General features: G+C 57.8%; 14 protein-coding genes and 4 tRNA genes. 7 read left to right on the forward strand and 11 right to left on the reverse strand.

Translation table 11 applies throughout. The features are described 5' to 3' along the window. The first annotated feature begins 335 nt into the window (after window positions 1–335). Genes AUC61_RS06165 through AUC61_RS06175 form a run of 3 tightly spaced genes read left to right on the forward strand, consistent with a single transcriptional unit; the run spans window position 336 to window position 3030 of the window. Window positions 336–1241: a heme/hemin ABC transporter substrate-binding protein gene (locus tag AUC61_RS06165; protein ID WP_243245010.1), complete on the forward strand. Its 906-nt coding sequence runs from the start codon at window positions 336–338 to the stop codon at window positions 1239–1241. Beyond that, the gene (locus AUC61_RS06170; RefSeq protein ID WP_243245012.1) at window positions 1238–2263 is read left to right on the forward strand and encodes a FecCD family ABC transporter permease; all 1026 of its coding nucleotides are present in this window, start codon (window positions 1238–1240) and stop codon (window positions 2261–2263) included. The genes AUC61_RS06165 and AUC61_RS06170 overlap by 4 nt, the downstream gene beginning before the upstream one ends. Beyond that, complete coding sequence (locus AUC61_RS06175; protein ID WP_243245014.1) at window positions 2263–3030, forward strand: heme ABC transporter ATP-binding protein; 768 nt, start codon at window positions 2263–2265, stop codon at window positions 3028–3030. The genes AUC61_RS06170 and AUC61_RS06175 overlap by 1 nt, the downstream gene beginning before the upstream one ends. 499 nt (window positions 3031–3529) lie before the next feature. Here the strand turns inward: AUC61_RS06175 and AUC61_RS06180 are convergent. The 7 genes from AUC61_RS06180 to rluD form a co-directional block, all read right to left on the reverse strand. Beyond that, window positions 3530–3606 (reverse strand) — tRNA-Pro (locus AUC61_RS06180). 101 nt (window positions 3607–3707) lie between these two features. Continuing rightward, window positions 3708–3783, reverse strand: a tRNA-Lys gene (locus tag AUC61_RS06185). 5 nt (window positions 3784–3788) lie between these two features. Then, window positions 3789–3865, reverse strand: a tRNA-Pro gene (locus AUC61_RS06190). Between the two features lie 21 nt (window positions 3866–3886). Beyond that, window positions 3887–3962, reverse strand: a tRNA-Asn gene (locus AUC61_RS06195). A 282-nt stretch (window positions 3963–4244) separates the two neighbouring features. Next, complete coding sequence (clpB, locus tag AUC61_RS06200; protein WP_243245016.1) at window positions 4245–6809, reverse strand: ATP-dependent chaperone ClpB; 2565 nt, start codon at window positions 6807–6809, stop codon at window positions 4245–4247. A gap of 324 nt (window positions 6810–7133) precedes the next feature. Continuing rightward, on the reverse strand, window positions 7134–7862 hold the full coding sequence (gene pgeF, locus AUC61_RS06205; protein ID WP_243245018.1) for a peptidoglycan editing factor PgeF: 729 nt from the start codon (window positions 7860–7862) through the stop codon (window positions 7134–7136). Continuing rightward, window positions 7859–8821, reverse strand: coding sequence for a 23S rRNA pseudouridine(1911/1915/1917) synthase RluD (gene rluD / locus AUC61_RS06210; protein WP_087272735.1), 963 nt, complete (start codon window positions 8819–8821; stop codon window positions 7859–7861). Before rluD ends, pgeF begins: the two co-directional genes overlap by 4 nt. A gap of 148 nt (window positions 8822–8969) precedes the next feature. On the opposite strand from rluD, the gene AUC61_RS06215 reads away from it, so the two are divergent. From AUC61_RS06215 to AUC61_RS06230, 4 genes are all read left to right on the forward strand, one after another. After that, window positions 8970–9983, forward strand: coding sequence for an outer membrane protein assembly factor BamD (locus AUC61_RS06215; RefSeq protein WP_122662908.1), 1014 nt, complete (start codon window positions 8970–8972; stop codon window positions 9981–9983). Window positions 9984–10326: 343 nt separating this feature from the next. After that, window positions 10327–10566: a PP0621 family protein gene (locus AUC61_RS06220; protein ID WP_122662910.1), complete on the forward strand. Its 240-nt coding sequence runs from the start codon at window positions 10327–10329 to the stop codon at window positions 10564–10566. Next, window positions 10556–12148 (forward strand): sensor histidine kinase, encoded by a 1593-nt coding sequence (locus AUC61_RS06225; RefSeq protein WP_243245020.1) that lies wholly within the window; start codon window positions 10556–10558, stop codon window positions 12146–12148. The genes AUC61_RS06220 and AUC61_RS06225 overlap by 11 nt, the downstream gene beginning before the upstream one ends. Window positions 12149–12150: 2 nt before the next feature. Next, entirely contained in the window at window positions 12151–13491 is a 1341-nt protein-coding gene (locus tag AUC61_RS06230; protein WP_243245022.1) for a sigma-54-dependent transcriptional regulator, read from the forward strand. Between the two features lie 178 nt (window positions 13492–13669). On the opposite strand, the gene thiO is transcribed toward AUC61_RS06230, so the two are convergent. The 4 genes from thiO to AUC61_RS06250 are packed head-to-tail and all read right to left on the reverse strand — an operon-like array spanning window position 13670 to window position 18925. After that, window positions 13670–14776: a glycine oxidase ThiO gene (thiO, locus tag AUC61_RS06235; protein WP_243245023.1), complete on the reverse strand. Its 1107-nt coding sequence runs from the start codon at window positions 14774–14776 to the stop codon at window positions 13670–13672. Window positions 14777–14800: 24 nt separating this feature from the next. Next, a complete protein-coding gene (locus tag AUC61_RS06240) occupies window positions 14801–15223 on the reverse strand; it encodes a type IV pilin protein (RefSeq protein WP_122662919.1) in 423 nt (140 codons plus the stop codon). Between the two features lie 11 nt (window positions 15224–15234). Continuing rightward, the gene (locus AUC61_RS06245) at window positions 15235–18435 is read right to left on the reverse strand and encodes a pilus assembly protein (RefSeq protein WP_243245025.1); all 3201 of its coding nucleotides are present in this window, start codon (window positions 18433–18435) and stop codon (window positions 15235–15237) included. Continuing rightward, window positions 18422–18925, reverse strand: coding sequence for a pilus assembly PilX family protein (locus AUC61_RS06250; protein WP_243245027.1), 504 nt, complete (start codon window positions 18923–18925; stop codon window positions 18422–18424). The genes AUC61_RS06245 and AUC61_RS06250 overlap by 14 nt, the downstream gene beginning before the upstream one ends. Between the last annotated feature and the right edge of the window lie 9 nt (window positions 18926–18934).

Raw genomic sequence — 18934 nt, forward strand, 5'->3', positions numbered from 1 at the left:
TGTCTCGCGGCAAACACTGACCTGTAGGAGCGCACGAGCACCGCGAGGCCGCGATAGCGGTGGATCAGACAAGACGCCATCGCTGCCTCGCGGTGCTCGTGAGCTCCTACAGAAAAAATTAAAAATCAGGCAGTTGCTTTTCGTCGGAGCTAAAAAGCAACGCGAGGTAGCGATGACGGTGTGTCATATGTCCATCGGGCAAACAACCAGGACAAAAAGGTTACGACATCTTAATGAGAAAAAATGTCATTTGCGGATAGTATGTGTTCTCGAATTCCCCAACCCGGCGAACATTGATAAACGCGATTGCCGGGGAACGCCTTAAGGACATCGCCATGAGTCGCTCCGCCGCACGCCCTTCTTCTTTCGCCAAAGCCTTCATTGCCGCCACCGGCTTGTGGCTACTGGCCCAGACCAGCCACGCGGCGGAGTTGCCGCAGCGCTGGGTGTCTGCGGGAGGCTCGGTGAGTGAATGGATCGTCGAGCTGGGGGGAGAGTCTCGACTGGTGGCCGTCGACACCACCAGCCAACATCCGGCCAGTTTGGAAAAGATGCCGAAAATTGGCTATCAACGTCAGCTAAGCGCCGAAGGCGTTCTGGCGCTGCGTCCGGATTTGCTGGTCGGTAGCGAGGAAATGGGGCCGCCACCGGTGCTGGATCAATTGCGCCGGGCTTCGGTGCGGGTCGAAATGCTGTCCTCCAAACCTGAACTCCCGGCACTGGAAAACAACCTCAAGCACCTGGGCGCCTGGTTGGGCGAACCTGAACAGGCCCAGGCACACTTTGCAGCCTTTCGTGATGCATTGAATAGCCTGTCCAGCCGCCTCGCGAACAACAAAGACCAGTCACCACGAGTACTGCTGCTGGTCGGCGGCGCCGGTGACCGGCCGCTGGTAGCAGGCTCGGACACCCTGGGTTCATGGTTGCTGACCCAGGCAGGCGCTACCAACATCGCCACCCACCAGGGTTACAAACCACTGTCCAGCGAGATGCTACTGGGGCTGGACCCAGCGTTCATTGTCATCGCTGATCGACGCATCAATGGCCCGGCTGCAGCGCAGGCACTGGTTGCGCAAAACCCCGGCCTGGCCAGCAGCCGCGCAGTGCGCGAAAACCATTTGTTGCCACTGGATGCCACGCTGCTGGTCGGCGGGCTGGGCCCTCGCCTGCCCGCCGCAGCCGAAGCGCTGGCAAAGTCTTTCCGACCAACCCTTACTACGACGATCGCTCATAAACCATGAGCCTCAGACTTCAGGCCAGCCCCTTATTTATCGGCCTTGGTGCGCTGACGCTGGTCAGTGTGCTGCTGTCATTGACGCTGGGCCCGTTGAATCTCGCATTGATGGATACCTTGCGCGCGTTGGCGCACATAACGGGTTTGCCAGTCGACGCCGACCAACAGGCCGTGTTGGTCATCGGTCAGATCCGCCTGCCCCGTACCCTGCTAGGAATTGCCGTGGGCGCGGTGCTGGCAATCACTGGCGTGGCTATTCAGGCACTGTTTCGAAATCCGTTGGCTGACCCGGGTTTGATCGGTGTTTCGACAGGCGCAGCGCTGGGCGCGGCGTTTGCGATTTGTCTGGGCGGTATGGCTGCGCCTGCCTGGTTCCAGCCTTACCTGCTTTCGCTGTGCGCGTTCGCTGGCGGGCTGGGTGTCACGGCCATTGTTTACCGACTCGGCTACCGGGCCGGACAGACCCGGGTCGGCATCATGCTGCTTGCCGGGATCGCAATCACCGCCATGGCTGCGGCCTTGATCGGGTTACTGGGTTATCTGGCCGACGATGCAACGCTTCGGCAATTGACCTCATGGAATCTGGGAAGCCTCAACGGCGCCAGTTATGCACGCCTCTGGCCATTGCTGCTGATCGTACTTGCAGTCGCCGCCTGGTTGCCACGCCGGGCTGCTGCCTTGAACGTGTTGTTGCTGGGTGAATCGGAAGCCCGCCATCTGGGCATTGAAGTTGAACGACTCAAAGCCGAGCTGATTTTTTGTACCGCACTGGGGGTTGGCGCTGCGGTGGCCGCTGCCGGTCTGATCGGTTTTATCGGGCTGGTGGTGCCGCACTTGCTACGGTTGTTGGCAGGCCCTGATCATCGACTGCTATTGCCCGCGTCCCTGCTCGGCGGCGCAAGCTTGTTGCTGTTGGCAGATACCATTGCGCGCATGTTGCTGACGCCAGCCGAATTACCGCTGGGCATCGTCACCGCCTTGCTGGGCGCACCGTTTTTCCTCTATCTATTGATCCGTCGGGGGATCTGATGCTCAGCGTCTCTGGCCTTGGCCTGCAAACCGGTGACAACTGGCGTTTGCGCGACATCGATCTGAGCCTCTTCGAAGGTGAAGTGCTGGGCGTGCTCGGCCCTAATGGCGCGGGCAAAAGCAGCCTGTTCGGTGCGATGAGTGGGGAGCTTTCGCCGAGCTCTGGCGAAGTGCTGCTGGAAGGACAACCACTGAACAAATGGACCGGGCGCGAACGGGCGCAGAAAATGACGGTGCTACCGCAGACGTCCACGCTGGAGTTCGACTTTCTGGCGAACCAAGTCGTGAGCTTTGGTCGCCTGCCACACGACAGCGGTGCCCAGGCCGACGCCGAAATCGTCGAGCAGGTGCTGGCGCACTGCGCATTGGGACACCTGACTCAACGAACGTATACGCAGCTGTCCGGGGGCGAACGCCAGAGGGTGCAACTGGCTCGCGCCCTCGCCCAGCTCTGGCCTGCGGCATCCGGCAAAACCCTGCTGCTGGACGAACCCACCGCAGCCCTCGACCCACGTCACCAGCACGCCTCGCTGCAACGGATTCGCCAGCTGGCTGCCGACGGCGTCTCGGTGGCGCTGGTACTGCACGACCTTAATCTGGCTGCCCGCTACTGCGACCGGCTTCTATTGCTCGCCGAAGGGCGCATCCATGCGCTGGGTACTCCTGCCGAAGTCTTGCAGCCGCATTTGCTACATGAGGTGTTTGGTCTCGAAGTGCTCATTCAGGAACACCCCATGGATGGTTACCCGGTGGTGATCGTTCGCTAAGTCAGTGCGGTCTGACGTGGGACTGGTTTTAGCGGGGGGAAGCGTATTTCTGACGATGAAGATATCAAAGAACGCTGATTCAGAGGCGTTGATGTGGATTGACTTTGGTCGCCGCAATTAATTTGACGCGATTGGAATCAGCATCCCCGTCTTAAACAAATCGCCCAACGTCTCCGATACCAACCAGGCCTGTAGGAGCTGCCGAAGGCTGCGATGACGGCATATCAGGATAAATGCTTCGCAGCCTTCGTCAGTTCCTACAGAAAGCGCATTTCAATTCAGCAAGATGGCCCTGCTTTTCTGACACAGCGCTGTCGAACCAGCCGTTCTTCGCGGGCAAGCCTCGCTCCAACAGAAACCCTGGACCCGACAGGAGTTATAAGTAGTCTGATAAGCGCGAACGTGTCGCCAGACAACATACGATGAATAAACAACCAAAACGCAGACGCAAAAAATCCCGATTTGAGCACCAAGCTTAAATCAGGCTTTTTTGTGAAGATGGTCGGGGTAAGGGGATTCGAACTCCTGACATCCTGCTCCCAAAGCAGGCGCGCTACCGGACTGCGCTATACCCCGGGTGAAACTTTTAAAGACGCCTCAACCAGCCGTCTGCGATTTGATGCGAATGGCATCAGATCTATAAGATTCGGCCCCGGCATTGCTGCTGAGGCCAAAAATGGTGGGTCGTGTGGGATTCGAACCTACGACCAATTGGTTAAAAGCCAACTGCTCTACCAACTGAGCTAACGACCCAAAAATGGTCGGGGTAAGGGGATTCGAACTCCTGACATCCTGCTCCCAAAGCAGGCGCGCTACCGGACTGCGCTATACCCCGATACAGCTACATGTTGAAATCTGGCTCCACGACCTGGACTCGAACCAGGGACCCAGTGATTAACAGTCACTTGCTCTACCAACTGAGCTATCGCGGAACTTATCGATTTCAGATGCAACTTTTACAACTTACTGCTCTGAACTAACGCGCTGTTAACTTGTTAATTCAACCTCTTCGATGTGTTTGCATCGCTGCGTTCACGTCTCTGAGGCGCGCTATTCTACAATTTTAAAAAGAGGTGTCAACCCCTTAAATTGCTTTTAAGACAATGATTTGCGATTTTTTTTCAGATGGCCTTTCAGCCTTCGCAAATCCATCCATTCGCAGCGCCGGGCTCGTCTGGATATGCATCACCGACGAGCCCGGGCTGCTGACGAAATCAGTTAAACACGATTTCGTCGTCAACCACTGTGCCGGTCACACTGGAGCCCGGCATGAACCCACCTGACAGAATCAACTGCGCCAGCGGGTTCTCGATCCAGCGCTGGATCGCTCGTTTGAGCGGCCGGGCACCGTAAACCGGGTCGTAACCCACAGCGATGAGCTTATCCATCGCCTCAGGGCTCAGCTCCAGCTTCAACTCGCGCTCGGTCAGACGACTGCGCAGACGAGCCAACTGGATATCCATGATGCCTGCGATCTGATCGCGGGCCAGTGGCTCGAAGATCACCACTTCATCAATCCGGTTCAGGAACTCCGGCCGGAAGTGATTGCTGACGGCATCCATCACCGCTGCACGTTGCGCTTCACGGTCACCCACCAATTCCTGAATCTGCGCCGAGCCCAGGTTGGAGGTCATCACGATCACGGTATTGCGGAAATCCACCGTACGACCGTGGCTGTCGGTCAGGCGGCCGTCTTCAAGCACCTGCAGCAGGATGTTGAACACATCCGGATGCGCCTTCTCCACCTCGTCCAGCAGGATCACGGAGTAAGGCTTGCGACGTACCGCTTCAGTGAGATAGCCGCCCTCTTCATAACCTACATAGCCTGGTGGGGCACCGATCAGTCGAGCCACGGAATGCTTCTCCATGAACTCGGACATATCGATACGCACCATCGCCTCTTCAGTGTCGAACAGGAACTCAGCCAGCGCCTTGCACAACTCGGTCTTACCGACACCGGTTGGGCCGAGGAACATGAACGAACCACTTGGGCGATTCGGATCAGACAACCCGGCACGGGAACGACGGACCGCGTTGGAAACCGCAACCACCGCTTCGTTCTGACCAATCACGCGCTGGTGCAGCAAACTCTCCATGCGCAGCAACTTGTCGCGTTCGCCTTCAAGCATCTTCGACACCGGAATCCCGGTCCACTTGGACACGACCTCGGCAATCTCTTCTTCCGTGACCTTGCTGCGCAACAACTGGTTCTCGGGCTTGCCGTGCTGGTCGACCATTTGCAGGCTGCGTTCCAGGTCCGGAATGATCCCGTACTGCAATTCGGCCATGCGGTTCAGGTCACCACGTCGACGAGCTGCTTCCAGCTCCTGACGCGATTGTTCAATCTTCTGCTGAATCTGCGCAGAACCGGTGACTTCGGCTTTTTCCGAAGTCCAGATTTCTTCCAGGTCCGCGTATTCACGATCCAGACGGACAATTTCTTCCTGAAGTTTTTCCAGACGCTTGATCGCGGCTTCGTCGTCTTCTTTCTTCAGCGCCTGAGATTCAACCTTCAGTTGGATCAGGCGACGCTCAAGGCGGTCGAGCACTTCTGGTTTGGAGTCGATCTCCATGCGAATCCGGCTGGCGGCTTCGTCGATCAGGTCGATGGCCTTGTCCGGCAACTGCCGATCAGTAATGTAGCGATGGCTCAGCTTGGCCGCCGCAATGATCGCACCGTCAGTGATCGCCACTTTATGGTGGACTTCGTAGCGCTCTTTCAGGCCACGCAGGATCGCAATGGTGTCTTCCTCGCTCGGCTCATCCACCAGCACTTTCTGGAAGCGACGCTCAAGGGCCGCATCCTTCTCTATATATTGGCGATATTCGTTAAGCGTGGTCGCACCCACGCAATGCAACTCGCCACGAGCCAGGGCGGGCTTGAGCATGTTGCCCGCATCCATGGAGCCTTCGCCCTTACCGGCGCCGACCATGGTGTGCAGTTCGTCGATGAACAGGATGATCTGGCCGTCCTGCTTGGAAAGCTCATTGAGCAACGACTTCAGGCGCTCTTCGAACTCACCGCGAAACTTGGCACCGGCGATCAGTGCGCCCATGTCCAGTGACAGCAAGCGCTTGCCCTTCAGGCCATCCGGCACTTCACCGTTGATAATGCGCTGGGCCAGACCTTCAGCGATGGCGGTCTTACCCACGCCAGGCTCACCAATCAGCACCGGGTTGTTCTTGGTCCGACGTTGCAGCACCTGAATGGTCCGACGGATTTCGTCGTCACGGCCGATCACCGGGTCCAGCTTGCCTTCTTCGGCGCGCTTGGTCAGGTCGACGGTGTATTTATCCAACGCCTGGCGCGACTCTTCGACATTAGGGTCGTTGACCGCCGAGCCGCCACGCAGGTTGCTGATGGCGTTCTCCAGCGCCTTCTTGCTGACGCCTTGGCCAAGCAGCAATTTGCCCAACTTGCTGTTTTCATCCATGGCCGCGAGCAGCACCAGTTCGCTGGAAATGAACTGGTCACCCTTCTGCTGCGCCAGACGATCAGCCTGATTGAGCAGACGTGCGAGATCCTGCGACATGTTGACGTCGCCGGTCGGGTTCTGGATTTTCGGCAGATGGTCGAGCTCTTTGGTCAGTTCTTTGCGCAGGCTGTTGATGTCAAAGCCAACCTGCAACAGCAACGGCTTGATCGTACCGCCCTGCTGGTCAAGCAACGCCTGCATCAAATGTGCAGACTCAATGGCCGGATGGTCGAGACCTACCGCCAGGGATTGGGAATCAGATAACGCTAACTGTAATTTGCTGGTCAATCTATCGATACGCATTAGTCACCTTCCTATATAAGCAGGCCGGAGCAAATAAACACACCTATGAAAAAAACCTGCTGGATGCCCACTACATGCGGGCAATTGCGTAAGATTCAAGCAGAAATTGATTGACGCAGGTCAACATTGCACGAAGAAGTCTAGATGATCGTGCGTTCCACAGTCACCTCGGCCCTGTAGGAGCTGCCGAAGGCTGCGAATCGCGGTGTGTCAGCATCACCTCTTTCGCAGCCTTCGGCAGCTCCTACAGAAATTGTGCTGAAATTCGCGAAGTGGCCAGGCCCTTCAATACGGATTCAGACATGCCGCCGCAGAGAAAAAAAATCAGGCGCGATCAATCCAGATCAACGAAGCAAAGCGGCCGTTGCGAGCGCTCTGGCGGTAGGAATAGAAGCGAGGATCAGTGAAGGTATCGAAGCCACCGCCATAAACAGCAGTGATCCCGTGAGCGGCCAGCCGCAGGCGGGCCAAAGCATAAATGTCGGCCATGAACCGGCCGGAATTTTTGCTTGGGATAAAAGCTGCGTCCGTTTGCGGGTGCGTGCTTATAAAAGCTTCGCGAACCTCTGCGCCGACTTCGAACGATGGTTGACCAATGGCAGGCCCCAGCCAGACCAGAATCTCGCCGGGCGCAACTTGCAGACTATCAGCCGCCGCCTCCAGCACACCGGCAGCCAGACCACGCCAACCGGCGTGAGCAGCCGCCACACGCGTACCGGCCCGATTGCAGAAAAGAGCAGGCAGGCAATCGGCAGTCATGATGGTGCAGGCGATGCCCGGCGTGGCAGTCCAGCTGGCGTCAGCCTCGACCACTTGAGTCGGGTCAGCCTCGGCAACCACCACACCATGCACTTGTTTGAGCCAGGCAGCCTGAATATTCAGCTCCGAGGTCAGACGCAGGCGATTGGCGGCGACGGCTTGCGGATCGTCGTCAACGTGATCGCCCAGATTGAAGCTCTCAAACGGCGCCAGACTGACGCCGCCGTTACGGGTTGTGACGCAGGACTTGATCCCCGCAGGCGCGGGCCAGTCGGGAATCAGCCAGTCACTCACCCGATGAACGCCTCGCGATCCTGCTTGAGCAGCGACAGCAGCCAGACGAAATCGTCAGGCAACGGCGATTCCCAGCTCATGCGCTTACCGGTGGTCGGATGATCCAGCTCCAGGAAGCGAGCATGCAGCGCCTGACGCGGGAAGGTTTTCAGCGAATCGACCATGGTCACGCTGGCGGCTGGCGGGATGCGGAAACGACCGCCATAGGCCTGATCGCCCACCAACGGGTAGTTGATGTGCGCCATGTGGACACGAATCTGGTGAGTACGACCGGTTTCCAGCTTGACCCGCACATGGGTGTGGGAGCGGAAACGCTCAAGCACGCGGTAGTGACTCACCGCCTGCTTACCGCCTTCCATGACCGCCATGCGCTGACGTTGCTGACCGTGACGGCCAATCGGCGCGTCGATCTTGCCACCGGCAGTGACAACACCGATCACGATGCACTCATAGATGCGGCTCACGGTACGGCTTTGCAGCTGGGTCACGAGCTGGGTCTGCGCTTGAATCGTCTTGGCGACCACCATCAGACCGGTGGTGTCCTTGTCGAGACGGTGCACGATACCGGCACGCGGCACATTGATAATGTCCGGCACGTGGTGCAGCAAGGCATTGAGCAGCGTGCCATCAGCGTGACCGGCAGCCGGGTGCACGACCAGACCAGCAGGTTTGTTGATGACCAGGATCTGATCGTCTTCATAGACGATATCGAGTTCGATGTCTTGAGCGAGCCATTCGCCCTGGGCCTCCTGCTCGGCGATCAATTGCAGAACAGCACCACCGTGCACGATGTCACGAGGGCGAAGTACGCCTCCGTCCACCGTCAAACGGCCGTCCTTGATCCAGGCAGAAAGGCGCGAGCGCGAGTGCTCAGCGAATAATTGTGCGGCGACTTGATCGAGGCGTTGACCGCCCAATTCGGACGGCACCTCTGCGCGAAGTTCTATATTTTCGGACATGGCCAGACTAGGTGGCGGCTAGCCTTTGGTTTCGGCAGCGCGCTTGTGGTTAAATACGGCGTCTTTTGCCCCGGGGGTTCCGCGGGGTGCTCATCATAACAGGACGGTCACGCCCAAGACAGCGACCGTTATAGGGACGCAAGCCGCCATGCAAGTGAAACACCTGCTGCTGATAGCCATCCTCGCACTCACCGCTGCCTGCTCGTCGAAGGAAGTGATTGACGAAAACCTGAGCGAAGTCGAGCTGTACCAGCAGGCGCAGGCCGATCTGGGTAACAACAGCTATTCGACGGCCACTGAGAAGCTCAAGGCGCTGGAGTCGCGTTATCCATTCGGTCGCTATGCTGATCAGGCACAGCTCGAACTGATTTACGCGAACTACAAGAACGGTGAGCCGGAAGCTGCGAAATCCGCTGCCGAACGCTTCATCCGCCTGCACCCGCAGCACCCGAACGTTGACTACGCCTACTACATGAAAGGCCTGACTTCGTTCGACCAGGACGTTGGCCTGCTGGCGCGCTTCCTGCCGCTGGACCAGACCAAACGTGACCCGGGTGCCGCTCGCGACTCGTTCAACGAGTTTGCGCAACTGACCAGCCGCTATCCGAACAGCCGTTATTCGCCGGACGCCAAGCAGCGCATGATTTACCTGCGCAACCTGCTGGCTTCCTACGAAATCCACGTAGCGGACTACTACCTGACTCGTCAGGCTTATGTTGCTGCCGCTAACCGCGGCCGTTATGTGATCGAAAACTTCCAGGAAACCCCATCTGTGGGTGACGGCCTGGCGGTGATGGTTGAGTCCTATCAGCGTCTGCACCTGGACGACCTGGCTGCTACCAGCCTGGAAGTACTCAAGGCTAACTATCCAAACCATCCGCAACTGGTCGATGGTCAGTTCGTGCCTCGCGAAGCCGAAGCGGATAACCGCTCGTGGCTGTCCAAGGCAACACTGGGCCTGATCGAAAGCAATCCGCCGCTGCCGCCGGGTGAAACCCGCGCCAACCAGGACGTGATCAAACAGTACGAAGATGCCAAACAAGCCATCCCTCGTGATCTGCTGCCAGAAAACCAGGAAGAGCTCGACGAGCAGGAACACGAAGCCGAAGGCAACAACGACCGTTCGTGGTTCAGCTACATGACGTTTGGTGTGTTTGACTGACACCTGCGTTAATAAAAAAGAGGCCTGCGGGCCTCTTTTTTTGTGTCCCGATATTGAGCTCTCTGTAGATATCAACGCACCGTGCAATTGATTTGTAGGAGCTGCCGAAGGCTGCGAGGCGGTGTGTCTGGAGAATTGCTTCGCAGCCTTCGGCAGCTCCTACAGAAAACTCCCCCGCCATCGAATTCTCTTTGAGAAAGACCAACTTCCCGACTAAAACCGGTCCCAGGTTGCCGGCGATATAGAAGTTAGCGGCATTGCCCCTGTTAGACCCGCGCCCTGAGAGACACAACCTGCCCTCCTTCGCTACACTGCAAAATCTAAAATCACTAAGCTGGAAATCATGATTCGCTTACTTATGTGGGTCGCGCTGATCGCGGCGGTAGTGTGGTTCGTCAAGCGTCTGCTCAACCCGCCAGCCCCACGTCGCAAAGCACCGCCACCCGAAGAAGTCGCTGCGCCAATGGTCCGCTGCGCCCAGTGCGGCGTGCACTTGCCTCGGGACCGAGCCCTGAGCCAGGGACAACAATGGTATTGCAGCGAGACGCATCGCCTGGAAGGCCCGGCGGCACGTGATCGCTGAAACACTCTCGCTGGGCAGCCCTCAGGCCCAGCGCATTCTGCGTCTGTACCACCTCTATCGACTGACCATCGGCATCATGCTGGTGCTGTTGATCTCCAGCAGTCTGGACATCGAACTGCTGGAAATGGCCAATCCGAACCTGTTTCGCGCCGGATGCTGGCTGTATCTGGTTTCCAACATCCTCATCGTCGTACTGCTGGAGCGCCCCACTCGTCAGGCGCAGCTGTTTACCCTGGCGATGGTCGACGCCCTGATGCTCTCAGCCCTGTTCTATGCCGGGGGCGGGCCACCCAGCGGGATCGGCAACGTCCTCATAGCCTCCGTAGCCATCAGTAACGTATTGCTACGCGGTCGCACAGGCCTATTGATAGCGGCCGTCGCGGCCATCGGCATCATCTACCTGACCTTTTACATCAGCTTCAGCACCCCCGCTGCGGCAGGGCATTACCTCCAGGCCAGTTCGCTGGGTGCGCTGTGCTTCGCCGCCGCAGTACTGGTGCAGGCACTGACGCGACGCCTGCACATCAGCGAGGCCCTGGCCGAGCAACGTGCGGCAGATGTCGACAATCTCGAAGAACTCAACGCCCTCATTCTGCAACGCATGCGCACCGGCATCATCGTACTGAACGCCCGGCGTCGTGTGCTGCTGGCCAATCAAAGCGCTCTGAATTTGCTGGGCTATGAGCAATTGACCGGGCTGGTTCTCGATACCTATTCGCCGCAGTTGGTGTCACGTTTGCGCCAATGGCTGATCAATCCCGTGCTGACACCGCAAAGCATTTCAGTCTCCTCTACAGGCCCGGTCCTGCAACCGGGCTTCGTCGCACTCAACCGGGGTGATCAACGCCAGACGTTGATTTTTCTGGAAGACCTGTCGCAGATATCACAACAGGCTCAACAGCTGAAACTCGCCGCATTGGGTCGCCTCACAGCGGGCATCGCTCACGAAATTCGTAACCCGTTGGGTGCGATCAGTCATGCCGCGCAGTTACTTAACGAGTCCGATGAACTCGGCAGTGCTGATCATCGCCTGGGGCAGATCATTCACGAACAATCGCAACGCATGAATCGGGTCATCGAAAACGTTCTGCAGTTGTCCCGCCAGCGCCACGCCGAACCACACTTGCTGGACTTGAAAACGTGGCTGGAACAGTTTGTCGACGAGGCTCGCAGCAGGTTGAACGCCGGTCAATCGATTCACCTGCAAATAAACCCTGCTCCACTGACCACTCGCATGGACGCCGAGCAGCTCAATCAGGTGCTCAACAATCTCGTACAAAATGCTTTGCGCTACAGTGGTAAGAGCCATGAGCGTGCGCAAGTGTGGATCAAGCTGTTTCAGGCCCCGCTTAGTGATCAGGCCATTCTTGAAGTACTGGACGATGGCCCCGGCGTCCCTCAAGAACACATGACAAAGATGTTTGAGCCCTTTTTCACAACGGAAAGCAAAGGCACCGGCCTGGGCCTTTACCTTTCACGGGAGCTTTGCGAGAGCAATCAGGCGCATCTGGACTACACATTTCGGGAAGGTGGCGGCAGCTGTCTGCGTATCACCTTCGCCCATCCGTTGAAGTTGAGTTGACCATGAGCCAGCGGCAAAAAATCCTGATAGTCGATGATGAGCCGGACATTCGCGAACTGCTGGAGATCACTCTGGGGCGGATGAAACTCGATACCCGGAGCGCCTGTAACGTCAAGGAGGCCCGCGACTGGCTGGCCCGCGAGCCATTCGACCTGTGCCTGACGGACATGCGCTTGCCGGATGGCAATGGTCTTGAACTGGTGCAGCATATCCAGCAGCGCCACACACTAACGCCGGTGGCCATGATCACCGCCCACGGCAGCCTGGACACGGCGATTCACGCGCTGAAAGCCGGTGCTTTCGATTTCCTCACCAAACCGGTGGACCTGAGCAGGCTGCGGGAGTTGGTGGGCAGCGCTCTGCGACTCAAGCCGCCAATCCAGCCAGAACCGGGCATTGCTCGTCGCTTGCAGGGAGACTCGCCGCCCATTCAGGCATTGCGCCAGCAAATCAGCAAACTGGCGCGCAGCCAGGCACCGGTCTACATCAGCGGAGAATCCGGCAGCGGCAAAGAGCGAGTCGCGCGCCTGATCCATGAACAAGGGCCACGCGCAGAGCAGCCGTTTATTCCGGTGAACTGCGGTGCCATCCCGTCGGAACTGATGGAAAGCGAGTTCTTCGGCCATCGCAAAGGCAGCTTCAGTGGGGCTCACGAAGATAAACCGGGGCTGTTTCAGGCGGCCAACGGCGGGACGCTGTTTCTGGATGAAGTTGCCGACCTGCCGCTGGCCATGCAGGTCAAAATGCTGCGGGCGATTCAGGAAAAATCGGTTCGTAGCGTTGGCGCTCAGCAGGAGTTGGTGGTGGACGTGCGCGTGCTGTGCGCCACACACAAAGACCTGCAAATTGAAGTGGCCGCCGGGCGCTTTCGTCAGGATTTGTACTACCGGCTCAACGTGATCGAGTTACAGGTGCCACCGCTGCGTGAGCGGCGCCAGGACATCGAGCAACTGGCCGCACATGTCCTGAAACGCCTTGCCGATGAGTCGTCGCAGCCCCCTGCCCGACTTGATCCGCAAGCGCTGGAGGCACTCAAGAGCTACCGCTTTCCAGGTAACGTACGCGAACTGGAGAACATTCTCGAACGCGCTTATACCTTGTGCGAGAACAATCAGATCAACGTAGCCGACCTGCGCCTGGTGCAACCGTCAGCACCGTCGGAGCAAGACAGCGCCAACCTCGCCGACATCGACAACCTTGAAGACTATCTGGAAAGCATCGAGCGCAAACTGATCCTGCAAGCGCTGGAAGAAACCCGCTGGAATCGAACTGCGGCGGCACAGCGCCTGAACCTGACGTTCAGGTCAATGCGCTATCGGCTTAAAAAGCTTGGGTTGGAGTAGAGCACTTGAAACTGTAAGACGTTCGCGCAGCAACCTGGCCCCTGTAGGAGCTGCCGAAGGCTGCGATCCCGGTACGTCAAGAGAAATGCTTCGCAGCCTTCGTCAGCTCCTACAGAAAATGCATTTCAAGCCAGCGAGGCGCCTTGCCTGCCACACCGCCTCGCGAACAAGTTCGCTCCTACAGAAGCCCGACTACCCTGCCCGCTGGTGAATACGATGCTGGATTTATCACCGGCTCACGTCCGACCAGCAGGTCTGCCAGCAACTGGCACGACGCAGGCGCCAGTACCAGGCCGTTGCGATAATGGCCGCAATTGAGCCATAGCCCGGCAAACCCGGGCAGCTCGCCGATGTAGGGAATACCTTCAGGCGAGCCCGGACGCAGCCCGGCCCAATGACCAACCACCTGAGCGTCAGCCAACGCAGGCAGCAGCTCGACCGCAGAAGCCTTGAGGCTTTCCAGCGCGATATCGGTGGGGGTCTTGTCGAAGCCTTCGTGCTCCAGCGTGCTGCCGATCAGAATATGCCCGTCGCGCCGTGGGATCGCGTATCGCCCCTTGGCAAGCACCATGCTCGGCAGAAAGTCCGACGCGCATTTGTACAGGATCATCTGGCCCTTGACCGGCTCGACCGGCAGTTCAAGACCAAGCGTCTTGAGCAACTCGCCACTCCAGGCCCCGGCCGCCAGTACCACCTGATCGCCGAGAACATCTCCGGAAGAAGTACTCACGCCCAGCACCTGGTCGCCCTCGCGGACAAAACCCTGCACTTCACAGTGCTCCTGGACGGTGACATTGGGCAGCGCCAGCAAGGCGGCTTTAAGGGATTTGACCAGCCGCGGATTGCGCACGTTAGCGACGTTAGCCATGTAGATGGCCCGTGTGTAGCCCTCGCCCAATACGGGCACCGCATCGTGCACCGCAGAGATATCCACCGAACTCAACGGTCGCCCCTCGCGCACCGCCCAGTCCAGCGCCTGCTGTTCATCGTCCAGATCCAGCCAGTACAAACCGGTGGTGTGGACTTCCGGATCGACGCCTGTCTGTGCAAACAGGCGTTCGGCGAGTTGTGGATAAAAATCCTGCGACCAATGCGCCAGCGCTGTCACTGCAGCGCTGTAACGCCAGGGATAAAGTGGAGAAACAATGCCGCCGCCCGCCCAGGAAGACTCTTGCCCTACATCGGAGCGTTCCAGCAGCACGACCTTTTCCACTTCGGATGCGAGGTTGAAGGCCGTCAACAGACCGATCACACCTCCGCCAACAATCACGACCTGCCTGGACATCTTGCTCTCGTTCAAAAAGGGCGATCAGCGGCCCCAGCAGTCTTTACTGGCCAGACCCGTGGAGTTGCTGATAGCGCCGGTATTGGTAATGACGAAATTGCCGCACTTGTCACCGTTCATCATCGACCCCGCCACAGGTGTCGCAGTCAACGTGAACGTCTGATCGGCCCGAACTGCCGCGATGGTGTAATAAGCGTTACCGGGCGAAATAATCAGGTTTACCGCCGCATTGCCTCCGGCCGCAGCGACATCCGTATATTTCCCGTTGCGGGAGAAGAACCGCTCAAGTGCCTGAGTCTGCTCAGTCAACAGGCTGGCAATCTCCGCCCGATGGGTACGCCTCACATACTCCGTGTAACTGGGGTACGCAATGGAGGCAAGAATACCGACAATCGCCACGACAATCATGAGTTCCATCAAGGTAAAGCCTGTTGATCTGCTGCGCATACGCCGTATTCCTACTGTATTTGCCGCCACATGATGCGTTGGTAAACGTTGTTGCCGCTACCATCACCCTTCGTTGGAAGACGAATGAAGTTACCGCTGGAATCGATGATATACATGTTGTCATCCGCGCCAGCCAGACCGGCCACAACAGCGACCAGGTTAGGAATCCCGGTACCGATCGCGATACCGGCGACACGCGAATCGGCAGAATCGATCTTGCCATCGCCGTTGGTATCCAGAATCGAGTAGTTGAGCATCCCGCCTTTCGCGGCATCCAGCTGGAACACCCGCCCGGTGCCCGTGCTTTCACAAGGGTCCGCAGAGTTGACTGCAGCGGTGGTGAAAAGGATCCGGCCACGGGTTGTTTGTGCCGGGTAGATCACCCGCTCGCCGACAAAAGGTTCAGTCGTATTCAGAAGCAGATACCAGCCCCTCTTTGACGCCCAATCAACGTCATTGCTGGAGGTCGTGGTGTAAGAGGCGCCGTTGCCGGTGATGGTGCCCGTGATGGTTTGTGGCTGCAAACCACTTTGCGTCACGTCACCTACACCGGTATCGGGATCCCAGACGGCATAAAACCCCTGTTGGTCAGTGGTGGTTTTATCCGCGACCTCCATGAATTTACCGGTGCCGAAATAGACCATTTTGCCGTTGGTAGGATGGTCTACCAGCAGAGGCTGCACGGTGATCGGCTGTGTAGCACCACCCGGTGCGGTAAACAGGGGTTTGTTGCCAAAGGCGACGCCCCAACTACTGGCGGCCGCGCCGCTCATGTCGAACTTCCACATGCGCCCTTTCAAGTCGCCAGCATAGGCCGCTTGCACAACGTTCTGCGCGTTGACCCGCAATTTTACGGAAGACAGACCGTTGTCCGCTGCGGCATAGGCGGCCGGAATCGGTATCTCTCTGATCACGGCTCCGGTGGCAGCGTTGAGCACGAACAATGATGCGTTACCAGTAAAGCTGCCGTAGCCATTACCCACTACGACAATGCCGGTGCCGTTGGCCATACGCGCCACATCAGGCTTTGAATAGGCATAACCGAGGTTGTTGTAGAGATTGGTCGGCGTAGAAGTATCGGGGGCCTTGACCTCCCATAATGCGCCGATGTTATTGGCAGAACCCTGAAACAGACTGATCGCAAAGAACGCCTTGCCACCGGCGCCGGTGCCGCCGTAAGCAACGGTCGACCAAGTGCTTCCGATCTGGGTATCGAAGACGCCAATCTGACCGTCGACCGTAAACTTGTGGACCCCGGAACCATAAGTCGTCGACGCAATGGTCGCCAGTGACGTCAGTGCAGTTGACGGCATATATGCGTAGCGACGAGCCCCCGTGGCGGCATTGATGACGTTGAAAAAACCGTCATTGGCGTTAACCAGCAGGTTGAGGTTCATGTTGGCTGCTTTGGTCGTCAGATACGTCGCGTACGAGGTATTACCGGTCAGGTCCGCAGAGGTCTTTTCGGTAGGCTGCGCAACCGTAAGGGGTGAGTTGATGATGTCGCCCAACAAGCGAGTGCGGGTGCGCAACCGGGCGTTCGCAGTGCCTTGAGTCCACGCAATGAGCTGCGCTCCGGTGACACCTGTTGGCAAGGTTGCATTGAGGGCAGTCTGTTGTGGCGTGGAAAAATTAGTGAAGTTGAGGGTGATCTTTGCTGACGTGGCAGTGTTCCACGACTCGAAAACCGGAGGAGTTGCCGTGCTGGTGATTTGCGAGTCGGTGCTCCAGGCAGGCGTGGTTTGCTGAACGCCGGTGGTGCCATCCAGATTGTAAGCCCTGATCGTGCCGTGCCAGTCAGTCGGGTCATACAGGGTTTGATAGATCCGGGTGGAAGACGTGAGCGTCGAAGAACTCGCCGCCCCGCCGCCGCCCGAACCGGCTTTGGCATAAATATCACTCAGTGTCAGGTTGAGCGCATTGGTTAATCCTGCGCTGTCGTTAGTCTGGTAGTACTTGCCGTGCCCATGGTTGTCGTCGGCAGCGTCGATCAGCATCTGGTCCGCCAGCGTAAAGCCGATGGTGTAGGTACTCATGTTCTGCTTGTTGAAACCGGTGGTATCCCAGCTTTTGCCAGTCAGGTCAGTGCCATCCGAGGTTTTTCGCATATCAATGTCGTAGGCGAATTTAGCCAGGTCATCGAGGTAAAACGTACTGCCCTCGTCGTCACCCACCAGGGTGCCGTCGTTGGCGGCATTTAAATCCCAGTTGGGCAGCGACCGCGAGGAGTCGGCAAGGTCATCCGGATCGTTGGTGGGAAACGTCCGGTCATAGGTCGGCAAACCATCAGTGATCACCACGCCATAGTTCTTCTGGCAGCGATACTGAATCGGGCTGGTATACGTCGTTGGGGGGCTTGGGTAGTACGAAGTCATCCCCCGGAAATAACGCGTGATCTCATAGTAGGTTTCAGCCATCGGGGTATTGGCCGATGGCGTCAGCGCCGCAATGGAGTTTTTCAGATTATTGATATTGGTCGTGGCCTGCGCCTGAGTCACCGGCGTGGGCTGGTAAACCGTCGCGGTCACCGGTGAGAGGTCGGCGACAGGCCTGGAGATTCTGCCGCCGGGGCCGAGGTCGAAATTATTGGGGTCATTAAATTGGGCAAGGCCAATGCGCAACGAAGTGTTGTTGGTCACCAGATTGGTGGCGACGTTTTTAGCAATGTTCATCCGGTAATCGTTGGGGATGTTGCCGGTCGTGTAGTCCCTGAACCCCAGTAAGTTCTGCGGGACCTGATCTATCAACCAGGATAGGTAGTTGGCGGTGTAACGTGTCTGCCCGTTTCCGGCTGGGTCCGGTAGTTTCATGCAGCGCTGAAAGCCATTGCGATAAATAGGTATTCCGCCCAACAGACATTGAAGCGAAAGCCCAACCAAGCCGAGTGAGCTGACATCCGCCAGCGCCAAAGTCTCGTTTCCCGAGATCTCCTTCAACTCAAGACAAGGTACAACAAGTAACCCGTTCAGGCAGTTGGGAAGATAACTCACAGGGGTACGGGCTACAGTCGGATCAAAACCCGATGCCCAGATAATGTTGTACATACTCCCCGAGTTATCCACCAACAACATCAGGTTCGCCGGTACCGCCGGAGAGCTGAGCAGCGGCACTTGCGCGGGGGTAAACGCATAAGCGGGGGCTGTCAGGTACAACGCCAGTAATGCACCGTAGACATACTTCAGAATACGGACCGGCAACCTAGCAATTGGCATAAATACTCTCCAGTACCGTTCTCGATACCCCTTGAACTACGCTCGCCGTCACCCGATAAAGCGTGACGGAACTACTGGCCGAACAAGTAGGCGGCCGATTGACCGGCGAGGCGGTGGTGCCAATGTTCTGAATCACATAAAAGCCCCCGCCCGCAGCTATCCACGGAACCCCTGCCGAACTGTTGCCTGCGGCCGTTACCGTCGTTGAATCAGCCGGAGGCGCGCACCCGGCCGTAGTCGTGCAGGCGGCCAATGAATAACCCGCGACCTGAATAGCCGACTCACCAAGTCGCAATACCGCTTCTGCCATCTGAAAGGATTGATTGCGTACTGTCACGCTGCCCGCCATTTTTTCCTGCAGGGTAGCGTTCTGCATCGACGAGACGCCCACCAGCGTCAGCAGGAGCAAAAAGACCAGGCTGATCAACAGCACCATGCCTTTTTGCCTGGAAGGACGTCCTTTTGAAATGGCGAGCGATCTTGTCTTCATGGCATGCAT

Source organism: Pseudomonas maioricensis, assembly GCF_022790535.1.
In the GTDB taxonomy this organism is placed as follows: Bacteria; Pseudomonadota; Gammaproteobacteria; order Pseudomonadales; family Pseudomonadaceae; genus Aquipseudomonas; species Aquipseudomonas maioricensis.